Source organism: Pedobacter sp. (genome assembly GCF_031119335.1).
In the GTDB taxonomy this organism is placed as follows: domain Bacteria; phylum Bacteroidota; class Bacteroidia; order Sphingobacteriales; family Sphingobacteriaceae; genus Pedobacter.
Map to the genome: position 1 here is coordinate 1 of NZ_JAVHXT010000018.1, position 12,672 is coordinate 12,672.

Consider the following 12,672-nt stretch of genomic DNA (forward strand, 5'->3'; position numbering starts at 1 on the left):
CGCAATGTCATTATTTAAGGAAATCCGTAGGATTTTAATGTTTATAGCATAAGGTTAATGTGTTTTATGATGCGACCCCATCGGGGTCGAACGGGTAAAATAATGCTTTTCTATAAATATTGGACCCCCGTTGGGGTCTGCTACACACTTAACTTAATGACATTGGACGCAAGCGTCCGCTCATGCCAAGTATAAACAAAACAGCCACAGATGCGCAGAATTAATCTGTGTATCTGTGGCTAAATCTATGTTCCTATGTGGTTAAAAACTACAAACCGAAAGCGGCCTTCACTTGATCAACAAAATCTAGTTTCTCCCAAGTAAATAACTCAACACTTACAGTTTTTTCTTCACCATTTGGTGATTTGAAAGTTTTGGTAACTGTTTCCGCTTTGCGGCCCATGTGCCCATAAGCAGCAGTTTCGCTGTAAATTGGGTTTCTTAACTTCAAACGTTGCTCAATAAAGTAAGGGCGCATATCAAAAATGCTTTCTACTTTTTTGCTGATTTCTCCATCAGTTAAGTCAACTTTTGAAGTGCCATAAGTAACTACGTTAATAGAAGTTGGTTTGGCCACGCCGATAGCATAAGAAACCTGTACCAAAACTTCATCACATAAACCTGCAGCAACCAAGTTTTTAGCAATATGACGGGTAGCATAAGCCGCACTTCTATCTACTTTACTTGGATCTTTTCCAGAGAATGCACCACCACCGTGAGCACCTTTACCACCATAAGTATCTACAATAATTTTTCTGCCGGTTAAACCAGTATCACCATGTGGACCGCCAATTACAAAAACACCCGTTGGGTTAATGTGGTAAGTGATATCATCATTAAACAAATGAGCGTATTGCGGGTATTTTGCCTTAACTCTAGGAATTAAGATGGAAATCAAATCGCTTTTGATTTTAACCAACATCTCATCGTTAGCCGCGTTTTTGTCTTCTTTCGAATCAGATTTAGCTTTTACGAAATCATCATGCTGGGTAGAAATTACAATCGCATCAATTCTTTGTGGTTGGTTATCATCAGCATATTCTAAAGTAACTTGAGATTTCGCATCTGGGCGCAAATAAGTAATTTCAGTATTTTCCCTTCTCAAAACTGCTAATTCTCTTAACAAAGCATGAGATAAATCTAGCGCCAATGGCATATAGTTTTCAGTTTCGTTAGTAGCATAACCAAACATCATACCTTGGTCGCCAGCGCCTTGCTCTTCTTTGCTGCTTCTGTCTACACCTTGGTTAATATCTTGAGATTGCTCGTGAATGGCAGATAGTACCCCACAAGAATTGGCTTCAAACATGTACTCGCTTTTGGTGTAACCAATTTTCTTGATCACATCTCTAGCAATTTGTTGTACATCTAAATAGGTTTTTGATTTAACCTCGCCGGCCAAAATCACCTGGCCAGTAGTTACCAAAGTTTCGCAAGCTACTTTAGATTCTGGATCGAAAGCTAAGAAATTATCAATTAATGCGTCAGAAATTTGGTCAGCAATTTTATCTGGGTGACCTTCAGATACAGATTCTGATGTGAATAAGTACGACATTTTAAGTTTTTTATTAAAATAAACAAAACAATAAAGTTAAAATGAAAGACCCCTTTACAGGCTGTAAAACAGAAGTGTAGAAATACATTAGCACTTTTTTTTACGTGGTTGCAATCAGTCCCGATGTAATCGGGATTAGCAAATCGATCCACTCTAACGGCGCAAAACTACTATAATAAATTTTAATACTCAAAAATTATCAATTATTTTGTGCGCTAATAAATATGTCGTCGAGCAAGTCAAATATCCTTTTTATCATTAACCCTATTTCTGGCGGCAAGAAGAAAACTGACCTGCCGGTACTGATAGATCAATATCTTGATAAAGAGAAGTTTGCTCCCATATATGCTTTTACCGAATACGTTGGTCATGCCGCAGAACTTACTGAAGAAGCAGACAAGAAAAACTATGACATTATTGTGGCTGTGGGAGGCGATGGAACCATCAATGAAGTAGCCAGTAAATTGGTGCATAGCGATAAAGTATTGGCAGTTGTTCCGTTTGGTTCTGGCAATGGATTGGCGAGGTTTCTAAACATCCCCCTAAAAGCAAAAAAAGCAATTGAATTAATTAATATAGGAACAAGCCAAACCATAGACACTGCTGAGCTAAATGGAAAAAAGTTTTTTAACATGGCAGGAATGGGATTTGACGCACATCTGAGTTCGGTTTTTGCAGGAAATAAAAAACGCGGTTTAAAAAGCTACGTAGAGCTAGGCTTTAAGGAAATTACTACCTACAAAGCGCAATCCTACCATATAGAAATAGACGGTAAAGCTTACGACAAAGATGCTTTTGCTATCAGTATCGCTAATTCGTCGCAATACGGCAATAATGTATATATTTCGCCGAAATCTTCATTAACAGATGGTTATTTAGATGTCTGCATTATTCATCCGATATCATTGGTGAAGTTGCCGATCCTAGCTTTTCAAATGATTACCGCTAAAACGCACCAGTCTAGTTTGGTAAAAATCATAAGAGGTAAACATATTAATATCATAAGAAAAGCTCCAGATGCTGTTCATTTAGATGGCGAGCCTTTGCAATTAGGCGAACAACTTGAAATAAAGATAATTCCCGCATCGTTAAAAATATTAACCGGAGTTTAGGCAGCCAAGCAATTAACCAATTTAAACGATTAAACAATTAACCTAAAGCAAAAAAACAGGTAGACGATTTGAAAGGCAAACATTACAACCTTCCAATCTTCTAACTTTTCAACCTCCAAAATGAGTAAGCAAAAGAAAAATACATTCAACGATTTTAGCGGCATCATGTTCTCTACGGATCCCGATTTTGTGTACGAGGATCATTCGGCAGAAAAGCAGGAAACTTTGCCAAATGCCCAACAAGATTTGCGGGTAATGTTAGATCGCAAAAACCGTGGTGGTAAAACAGTAACCCTTATTACAGGTTTTGTAGGTGCCGATGCCGATTTGGAAAAATTGACTAAAACGCTTAAAACTAAATGTGGTGTTGGTGGTAGTACCAAAGACGGAGAAATTATCTTACAAGGTGACTTTAAGGAAAAGGCATTTTTATTCCTTCAAAAAGAGGGTTATAAAGTAAAAAAATCTGGCGGATAATTTCTGTTTAATTTATTGAAAATCAATTAGTTAATTCTTAGTGTAATTGCCACAATAAGTAAAATTTTTGTGGCAAAATGGTTGTTTTTTGGATAAATATCTCTTTAGCTTTGCGGGATATTTAAACCAAAAATATGACCAAATATAGTGTTCAAAAACCTCATTTAGATTATCTGGGAATGGGCTCGCTGAAGTTTAAATATCAGCTCAGCATCCCAGAACTTGTAGAAGATGCCGTCAATAACGGAGAAGGTACATTAGCCGATTCGGGAGCCTTGGCTATCGATACGGGGAAATTCAAGGGGCGTTCGCCTAAAGACAGATTTATTGTTGCCGACGATGTAACTAACGATACCGTTTGGTGGGGCGATGTCAATATCAAAATTAGTACCCAACATTTTGATCAGCTTTATCAAAAAATGCTTAGCTATATAGGTAATAAGGAACTATATGTAAGAGATGCTTATGCCTGTGCCAATAAAAACTATAGCACAAGTATCAGGGTAATTACAGAACATGCCTTCCAAAGTATTTTTGCTAATAATCTATTTTTAAGATATCAAGATGGCGAAGAATTGCCTCAACAGCCAGAGTGGACAATTATTGCTATTCCATCTTTTTTAGCAGATCCTACAACAGATGGTACTAGACAATCTAACTTCTCCATTCTTAATTTTTCTAAAAAGATAATTCTAATTGGCGGTACAGCTTATACTGGAGAAATCAAAAAGGGAATATTTTCGGTCTTGAACTTTGTTTTGCCTGAACAAAAGAACACACTTTCTATGCACTGTTCTGCCAATGTGGGTAAAGACGGAGACTCTGCTGTGTTTTTCGGTCTGTCTGGAACTGGAAAAACTACGCTTTCTGCCGATCCAAATAGAGCATTGGTTGGAGATGATGAGCATGGATGGGGCGAGGGCACTATTTTTAATTTCGAAGGTGGTTGTTATGCGAAGTGTGTAGATTTAACTGCTGAAAAAGAACCGCAAATTTACAACGCCATCAAATTTGGTGCGTTGCTAGAAAACATCAACTACTTTCCTGGTACACGTTCAGTAGATTTTGCCAATATTGATAAAACGGAAAACACGAGGGTAGCGTACCCATTACATCATATAGAAAATGCATTGGAACCCTCTGTAGCGCCAGTTCCTAAAAATATTTTCTTTTTAACAGCTGATGCTTTCGGTGTATTGCCGCCAATTTCGAAACTAACTCCCGGTCAAGCGATGTTCCATTTTATTTCTGGTTATACAGCTAAGGTAGCTGGTACAGAAACCGGGGTAACCGAGCCTCAGTTAACATTCTCGGCCTGCTTTGGTAAGGCCTTTCTGCCCCTACATCCAACTGCCTACGCAAAACTGTTAGGCGAAAAAATGAAAAAGCACCAAGTAAATGTATGGCTTGTAAATACCGGATGGAGCGGAGGCGCCTATGGCGTAGGTAACAGAATGAAGCTTTCGTATACCAGAGCAATGATTACAGCAGCTTTGAACGGAGAACTGGAAAATGCAGAATTTGTGCAGCACCCAGTTTTTGGTTTGGCAATGCCGCAAGCCTGTACTAATGTTCCTTCAGAGATATTAAATCCTAAAAATACTTGGAGCAATCCGCAAGAGTACGATACCAAAGCGAATGAACTGGCATTGGCATTTTTAAATAACTTTAAGGATTTTGAAGCTTTTGCTGACGAAGAAATGAAAAAAGGGATGCCTAAACTAGCGGAAATAGTCGCTTAACACTTTTTTTTCTTTCAAAAATTTGCATTTAATTAAATTTTTAGTTTTAATTGCGTTAAGATTGCCTCTGCGGCAATCTTTTTTAGTTATACACTTTTTATAAAAGCTTAAGTAACGAATTAATTGTGTAATGAATATTTAATTTGTAATTTAAATCAAAATTATAAATTTGCTTCCGCAACAATTCGGCCTAGGCTGCGTTGAGTGTATTAACTTATATTTATTTAGAAATTTTAAAAACAAGTACTAAAACTAAAAATCAAAAAAAATGGCAAACGCACCAAAACCTACACCAGCTAAAAAAGAGGGGAGCTCATCAGCATCTAACTTATTTGCAACGCTAGTTATTCCTATTTGTATCGTTATTGGTATTTTAATCTTCAAATTCGTTTTGGGTGATGCAAATAACTTTATCGATAACAATGTTGACAACCTACCTAAGCAAGGAAACTATGCTGGTATGGCTTACAAAGGTGGTCCAATCGTGGCAATCTTAATCGGATTATTATTAATGACAATCGTTTTCTCTGTAGAGCGTATGATCGTTATTGGTAAAGCAACTGGTAAAGGAAGTTTACAAGCTTTCGTTACTAAAATTCAAGGTTTCTTGAAAACTAACAACATTTCTGCTGCTATCGCTGAGTGTGATAAACAACAAGGTTCTGTAGCTAACGTAATTAAATCAGGTCTTAAAAAATATAGCGAAGTAGAAGGCGACGACAGATTAGATGTTGAGCAATCAGTATTAGCTATCCAAAAAGATATTGAAGAGGCAACTACTTTAGAGATGCCAATGTTAGAGCAAAACTTAACTGTAATTGCTACATTAGTATCTATCGGTACGTTAACAGGTCTATTAGGTACAGTAACAGGTATGATCAAGGCCTTCGCAGGTTTAGCAAACTCTGGTGCTCCAGATCAAGCAGCGTTAGCGGTAGGTATCTCTGAGGCCCTAATGTGTACAGCTACTGGTATCGGTACTTCTACATTAGCGATCATCATGTATAACATCCTTACTTCTAAAATTGATAAGTTAACTTATGCTATCGACGAAGCTGGATTTAGCATTGTTCAAACTTATGCTAGTACCCATAAATAAGAATTATTAAAAAATCTTTTCCCGGCTTTATGGAAAACCGGAACAATTAACATCATTAATAAAAAAAGATTTAAATAATTTATAAATTATGGCTAAAGCAAAAGTAAAAAGAACCAGTACCTCGATTGATATGACCGCTATGTGCGACGTATCCTTCTTGTTACTTACGTTCTTTATCTTAACGGCTACGGCTCGTCAGCCAGATCCGTTAGAAATTGCAACGCCTTCCTCTACAGTGCAATATAAATTGCCAGATAAAGGTGTTGTAATTGTAAGCGTTGGTAAAGGCAAAGTGTTTTTAGATATCGTTGGACAAGACGTTAAAAGAGCTACGCTTCAGAAAATGGGAGCTGCTTACAATGTTAATTTCACCGAGGAAGAATACAAACGTTTTTCTGTATTACCAGCATTTGGTGTTCCTTTTGGAAGCCTGAAGCAGTTCTTGGCAATGGATGGCCCAGCCCGTGAGAAATCTGGTTTGCAAAGTGGTATTCCGTTAGACTCTACAAAAAACAACGAACTTTTCAATTGGTTGAAAGAAGCTCGTATGGCAAATGGAGAGATTTATGGTATTGACTTGAACGCAGCCATTAAGGCAGATTCAAAAACAGAATATCCTGCAGTTCGTAAAGTGATTGAGGTGTTCCAGAACCAAAAAATTAACAAATTCAGTTTAATTACATCGTCGGAAGGCGGCGGAGAATAATTTTTAAGCTATGGCAGAATTAGACACCTCGTCCGGCGGAGGTAAAAAAGGCGGTAAGGTAAGAACCAAGAAGCAGGCTACCAAGGTAGATTTAACTGCGATGGTTGATTTAGCTTTCTTGTTAATTACGTTCTTCATGCTAACCACATCATTATCTAAGCCTGCTGCTATGGAAATAGCGAAGCCAGATAAAGATGCCAAAGATGAGAACAGATTAGAATTGAGGGAATCTCAAACTATGACCATTTTGTTAGGAAAAAATGATAAAATAGCATGGTATATGGGGCAGCCTTCAGCTACAAATGCTCCAACAATTGAAGGTTTTGGTGATATCAAAAGTTCATTGTTGAAGAACAAAAAGGAAGTTAAGGATAAAACAGGTCGTGATATTGTAATTATCATTAAACCAACAGATGGTTCTACTTATAAAAACTTTGTAGATATCATGGATGAAATTGCTATTACAAAAACCAACATCAGTGCGCCTGCTGTTGATGATGATCCTGCTCATATTTTGGATGGGGAGAGAGATTTCATGAAATCTAACGGAATTTGGTAGCGATTATTAACAAATTAAAAAATTGAACAATGTCTAAAATAGATTTATATAATAAGAAGTGGATCGACGTTGTGTTCGAAGACAAGAACAAAACTTACGGAGCATATAAGCTTCGTCAGGAGAATTCTTGGAACACAACCAAGTCATTGCTTATGGCTGGTTCGGTTTTCATTTTCCTTTTCTTTACACCGAAAATTTATGCGTTGTTAAAGGGAATGGCTCCAGAGCCACCAGAGGAAGTGATAACAGAAGTGGTTATGGCACCTCCACCACCAATTAACCCTGAGGTTCAAACACCTCCACCGGTTGAGCCACCACCACCAAAACAGGATCAAATTAAGTTCCCTCCTCCGATTGTAAAACCGGATAACCAGGTAACTGATGAGAAACCACCAACCGTTGAGGATTTGAAAAAAGCAGATCCTGGACAAAAAACAATGGAAGGTGACCCAACCGCAGATGTAGTGCAAATTACTGCTGCTGGTGAAGGACCTAAGCAAGCGGTTGTTGTAGAAGATAATACCGTATATAGCTTTGTTTCTATGGAAAACCCTCCAATGTTCCCAGGTGGTATCGATAAATTCTACAAGTTTTTGGGAGATAATATTAAATATCCTCCAATGGCTGCAGAAAACAATATCCAGGGTAACGTATTCGTTTCTTTCACTGTTGAGAAAGATGGTTCTTTAACCGATATCAAAATTGATAGAAAATTAGGATATGGAACAGACGAAGAAGCTATTCGTGTATTGAAATTGAGTAAACGTTGGAACCCGGGTATGCAAAATGGTAAGCCTGTGCGTGTTAAATATAACATTCCAATTAAATTTAGCTTAGCTAACTAGTTAAAGCATGTTTAATTCAGATTCTTCAAAGCAGAAATCGCCTCAACAGCGATTTCTGCTTATTTTAGGGGTTGCGATGATTATTCTCTTTTGTACCCTAGCTGTTGTGGTTGCTTTTTTTGGTGATTTGATTAACTTAGACCCACTGAAATTTCCACAAGAATATCGAGTAGCATTTGCTGTGGTATTGATGATTTATGCTGCAATCAGATTTTTCAGGATATTAAGAGATAATAGATAGATGAGAAGAATATCATTTTTAGCGCTCATTCTAATCTCTGTATTGGTATGGACTTCTTGTAATAGAAATGCAAAGGAAAATGTAGGCGAGAAAAGAACTTCTGGTAAAACAACAATATTGGTCGACGAAACGTATTCACGAATTTTGGATGATCAAATTTTAGTTTTTTCATCCGACTATCCAGATGCAAAAGTAGAAACCATTACTGGCAATGAGAGTGAGATCCTGACCAAGTTTAGAAGCGGTGAAGTAAAGATGATCGTGCTATCCAGAGTATTGAAGCCGGCTGAGGAAGCTTTCTACAAAAAAAGGGAAAGCGGTATTTATACAAGTAGATTTGCGATAGATGGCTTGGCATTGATTACAAATGTGGCCGACAAAGACTCTACAATAACAACAGAAGAAGCCTACAAAATTATGCAGGGAACTTCTACAAGCGGTAAAAAATTGGTATTTGATAATGCCTATTCTAGTACCATAAGATATTTTATAGACTCCGCACGTATACAGGAATTGCCTAAAACGGGAGTTTATACCTTAAAGACAACTAACGATGTGATTAAATATGTAGCTGACAATAATGGTTACATTGGTGTAATAGGGGTAAACTGGTTGTTAAAAAATGTTAAAGAGTCGTCGGCCTATTTGCCTAAGGTGAAAGTATTGGCAGTAAAGAATACGAAGGCAAAAGAGGGTGCTGACGCCTTCTACAAGCCTACTCAAGAGAATTTGATCAATGGAAAATATCCCTTTTTAAGGAATGTGTGCATTATCAACGCAGAAGGAACTAACGGTTTGGGCACGGGTTTTGCAAACTGGTTATTAAGCCCTAGAGGACAATTGATAGTACTGAAGTCGGGACTAGGTCCACACGAAGTAGCGAGCAGAGACATTAAATTAAGAACTAACAACAAAAACTAAAAACTAATTATCAACTAAAGAAGTAAAAACTGTATGATAAGTGCAGTGAAAGTTATTTCAAATTAACAAATGCAGACAATGAAAATGATTAAGAAGAACATAGCCTTGGCCACAGGCTTATTATTGATGGGTAGCACTGCCTCATTTGCTCAGAGTTTAGCTGATGCCAAGAAGGCAATTGATGCTGAACAATATCAAAAAGCAACATCTATGCTGAAAACTTTGGTGGCAAACCAAGCTAAATCTGGAGATAACTACTTTAACCTAGGTAAAGTTTATTTATTAACAGACGATATCGATTCAGCTAGAGCAGCTTTCACTAACGGAACAACTGCTGACCCTAAGAATGCATTGAATTTTGTAGGTTTAGGACAAGCTGATTTAGCACAAGGAAATGCAACAAATGCAAAAACCAACTTCGATAAAGCAATTAACCTAAGAGGTAAGGATCATACTACGTATTTAGCCATTGGTAGAGCGTACATCGATCAACCAAATGTTGATTATGCACAAGCATTGCCAAACTTGCAAAAGGCTGATGAATTGGATTCGAAAGATAAAGATCCAGAAACCTTCTTGGCTTTAGCTGACTATTACGCACAGCAAAGGAAAAATACTGAAGCTTATCCAATGTATTTAAGAGCTTTAGATATTACACCAAATCTGTCTAGAGCACACGTACAAATAGGTAAGATGTACAAAGATGCTTTCGCATTTCCAGAAGCCGAAGCAGAAGTGAAGAAAGTTGTAGAGACTGATCCTAACTATGGCCCTGCTTATAGAGAGTTAGCAGAAATTCAAATGCGTTGGTCAGATGCAGACCCTAAAAATGGTCCAGCTAAAAAAACGGAAGCGTTGGCTAACATGAGAAAATATCTAGATTTAACTGATAAATCTTTTGATTCTCGTTTACGTTATGCGCAGTTTTTAGTGTATGCAGGTGATTTTGCGACATTAGGACAAGAGGTTGCTACGTTGAATGCTCCAGATCCTAATAACCCTAAAAACTTTGTTGTAGCAAGGATGAGAGGTTATTCAGCTATCGAGAACAAAAATTATGAGCAAGGTGTAAAGTATATGAACGAGCTTTTTGGTAGAACGCAAGATGCTTCTCGTATCATCGGTTCAGATTATTTATACTTGGGTAAGGCACAACAGAATTTAGGACAAGATAGTCTTGCTGTTATTAACATTACTAAAGGTGTAGAGCTTGATTCGACTAAAGTAGAAGAATTAGCAGCAATTGGCTTGAAATATTTTACAGACAAAAAGTTTCCTAAATCAGCTCAGGTATATGATAAAGTGGTGAACATTAACTCTAAGAATCCTAACATAGCGATGAACTACTATTATTTAGGTGCTTCTCATTATTTCGCTTATGCTTTTGATGTTAGAGATAATAAAAACCCAACTAAAGATGCATTGGTAAAAGCGGATACAGCTTTTTCACGATTGATTAAGCTAGCTCCTGAATATGAAACAGCACATTTATTTAGAGCTCGTATCAATAAGAATTTAGATGATGCTGAAAGCACTCAAAAATTAGCTGTCCCATTTTACGAAAAATTCATTGAATTGGTAACTGTTACTAAGCCAGAGAAAGCAGCTGCTAATAAAACAGGATTAATTGAAGCTTATAACTATCTAGGTGCAATTTCAGCATCAACGGATAAAGAAAAAGCCAAAGAATATTTCAACAAAACTTTAGCACTAGATCCAGCTAATGCTTTAGCAACAGATAACTTAAAATATTTAGCTGGTCCGGCCACTCCAGTAAAAAAGGCTCCTATTAAGAAATAATCTTTATAAGCAATATCAAAAAGGCAGGATTTGTAATCCTGCCTTTTTATTTTAATTTTGCCACAAATCATTATTATTATGCAAGCACATAGTACAGCACAAGATTTCATTCCTATTATATTTCAGGTAATTGTAGCCTTAGGTTTCGTGGTAGTTACCTTACTTGCAACCCATTTGCTTGGCCCAAAAAGAAAAACAGATGATAAGTTAACTACTTTCGAATCTGGAGTTAAAGTAATAGGTAATGCTCGTCAGCCATTTTCTATTAAGTATTTTTTGGTGGCGATATTATTTGTGCTTTTTGATATAGAGGTAATCTTTATGTACCCTTGGGCGGTTAACTTTAGAGAACTGGGATGGAATGGTTTAATAGAGATGTTTATATTCATGGGTACACTCTTATTAGGTTTCATCTACATCTTAAAAAAGAAGGCATTAGATTGGCATTAGAAAGGTAAAAACAATTATTTAGATTGTTTCTAAATGATAAGGATGTGAGCTAAATCATCCTAAATATCGTAGATTTGCTGCTTGTCCTAATTATATTTGGACAAGCATTTTTGTTTATAAGCATGAGTGAAATCAAAATAGTTGAGGCGCCTCCAGGCATAGAAGGAAATGGCTTTTTTGCTACTTCTTTAGACAAGGCTATCGGTTTGGCCCGTTCACATTCGTTATGGCCTTTGCCCTTTGCAACCTCTTGTTGCGGTATCGAGTTTATGGCTACCATGGGGTCGCATTATGATTTTGGACGTTTTGGTGCAGAAAGGTTGAGTTTTTCTCCTCGTCAGGCCGATGTTTTAATGGTAATGGGAACTATTGCTAAGAAAATGGGGCCTGTATTGAAGCAAGTTTATCTTCAAATGGCCGAGCCTCGTTGGGTAATGGCAGTTGGAGCTTGTGCCTCTAGCGGTGGTATTTTCGATACCTATTCGGTATTGCAAGGTATAGATGAAATTATTCCTGTAGACGTTTACGTGCCGGGTTGCCCACCAAGACCAGAAGCAATTTTGGATGGTTTTCAGCGCATCCAAGATTTAGTGAAAAACGAATCTGGCAGAAAAAGACATTCTCCAGAGTATAAGGAACTTTTAGCAAGTTACGGAATACAATAATGGCTAAAGCAACAAATACAGAGTTAGTAGAACTTTTAGGCGATAAATTCGGCGAACAGCTTTTTGATGTTTCTGAACCTTATGGATTGCTTACATTTTCTGCTGTAAAAGATAAAGTAATTGAGGTGCTGTCTTTTTTGAAGGAGAACGGCAGGATTAACTTCAATTTTTTAACTGATATCACTGCGGTACATTATCCCGAAAAGGAGCAAATTGCAGTAGTTTATCACTTACATAGCATGGTAAGTGGTATTAGGGTAAGGTTAAAGGTTTTTTTGAACGAAAAAGATCCCCGTATTGCTACTGCTACAGTGTTATGGAACGGTGCTAACTGGATGGAAAGAGAAACCTACGATTTCTTTGGCGTTAAGTTCGAAGGGCATCCAGATTTGAGAAGAATATTAAACATGGACGACTTAGGTGTGCATCCAATGTTAAGACAATATCCGTTAGAAGATCCTAACAGGGTAGATAAAAAAGACGAATATTTTGGTAGATAA

14 protein-coding genes are annotated in these 12,672 nt (G+C 37.3%); 13 read left to right on the plus strand and 1 reads right to left on the minus strand.

Annotated elements, in window-relative coordinates; genetic code table 11:
- Positions 1–268: 268 nt before the first annotated feature.
- Positions 269–1,555: a methionine adenosyltransferase gene (metK, locus tag REI64_RS16130; RefSeq protein WP_308851174.1), complete on the minus strand. Its 1,287-nt coding sequence runs from the start codon at positions 1,553–1,555 to the stop codon at positions 269–271.
- Between the two features lie 224 nt (positions 1,556–1,779).
- Between metK and REI64_RS16135 the strand changes: the two genes are divergently transcribed.
- The 13 genes from REI64_RS16135 (at position 1,780) to REI64_RS16195 (ending at position 12,672) form a co-directional block, all read left to right on the plus strand.
- On the plus strand, positions 1,780–2,667 hold the full coding sequence (locus REI64_RS16135; protein ID WP_308851175.1) for a diacylglycerol kinase family lipid kinase: 888 nt from the start codon (positions 1,780–1,782) through the stop codon (positions 2,665–2,667).
- A 120-nt stretch (positions 2,668–2,787) separates the two neighbouring features.
- Complete coding sequence (locus REI64_RS16140) at positions 2,788–3,144, plus strand: translation initiation factor (protein WP_308851176.1); 357 nt, start codon at positions 2,788–2,790, stop codon at positions 3,142–3,144.
- Positions 3,145–3,278: 134 nt separating this feature from the next.
- Complete coding sequence (gene pckA, locus REI64_RS16145; protein WP_308851177.1) at positions 3,279–4,886, plus strand: phosphoenolpyruvate carboxykinase (ATP); 1,608 nt, start codon at positions 3,279–3,281, stop codon at positions 4,884–4,886.
- Positions 4,887–5,154: 268 nt separating this feature from the next.
- The gene (locus REI64_RS16150) at positions 5,155–5,985 is read left to right on the plus strand and encodes a MotA/TolQ/ExbB proton channel family protein (RefSeq protein ID WP_308851178.1); all 831 of its coding nucleotides are present in this window, start codon (positions 5,155–5,157) and stop codon (positions 5,983–5,985) included.
- An 88-nt stretch (positions 5,986–6,073) separates the two neighbouring features.
- Positions 6,074–6,691: a biopolymer transporter ExbD gene (locus tag REI64_RS16155; RefSeq protein WP_308851179.1), complete on the plus strand. Its 618-nt coding sequence runs from the start codon at positions 6,074–6,076 to the stop codon at positions 6,689–6,691.
- Positions 6,692–6,701: 10 nt separating this feature from the next.
- Complete coding sequence (locus tag REI64_RS16160) at positions 6,702–7,250, plus strand: biopolymer transporter ExbD (RefSeq protein ID WP_308851180.1); 549 nt, start codon at positions 6,702–6,704, stop codon at positions 7,248–7,250.
- A 29-nt stretch (positions 7,251–7,279) separates the two neighbouring features.
- The gene (locus tag REI64_RS16165; RefSeq protein ID WP_308851181.1) at positions 7,280–8,095 is read left to right on the plus strand and encodes a TonB family protein; all 816 of its coding nucleotides are present in this window, start codon (positions 7,280–7,282) and stop codon (positions 8,093–8,095) included.
- 7 nt (positions 8,096–8,102) lie between these two features.
- A complete protein-coding gene (locus REI64_RS16170; protein ID WP_308851182.1) occupies positions 8,103–8,336 on the plus strand; it encodes a hypothetical protein in 234 nt (77 codons plus the stop codon).
- Complete coding sequence (locus REI64_RS16175; RefSeq protein WP_308851183.1) at positions 8,337–9,257, plus strand: substrate-binding domain-containing protein; 921 nt, start codon at positions 8,337–8,339, stop codon at positions 9,255–9,257.
- 69 nt (positions 9,258–9,326) lie between these two features.
- Complete coding sequence (locus REI64_RS16180) at positions 9,327–11,057, plus strand: hypothetical protein (RefSeq protein ID WP_308851184.1); 1,731 nt, start codon at positions 9,327–9,329, stop codon at positions 11,055–11,057.
- Positions 11,058–11,135: 78 nt separating this feature from the next.
- Positions 11,136–11,507: an NADH-quinone oxidoreductase subunit A gene (locus REI64_RS16185; RefSeq protein WP_308851185.1), complete on the plus strand. Its 372-nt coding sequence runs from the start codon at positions 11,136–11,138 to the stop codon at positions 11,505–11,507.
- A gap of 122 nt (positions 11,508–11,629) precedes the next feature.
- A complete protein-coding gene (locus REI64_RS16190) occupies positions 11,630–12,172 on the plus strand; it encodes an NADH-quinone oxidoreductase subunit B (RefSeq protein WP_308851186.1) in 543 nt (180 codons plus the stop codon).
- Positions 12,172–12,672: an NADH-quinone oxidoreductase subunit C gene (locus REI64_RS16195; protein ID WP_308851187.1), complete on the plus strand. Its 501-nt coding sequence runs from the start codon at positions 12,172–12,174 to the stop codon at positions 12,670–12,672. Before REI64_RS16190 ends, REI64_RS16195 begins: the two co-directional genes overlap by 1 nt.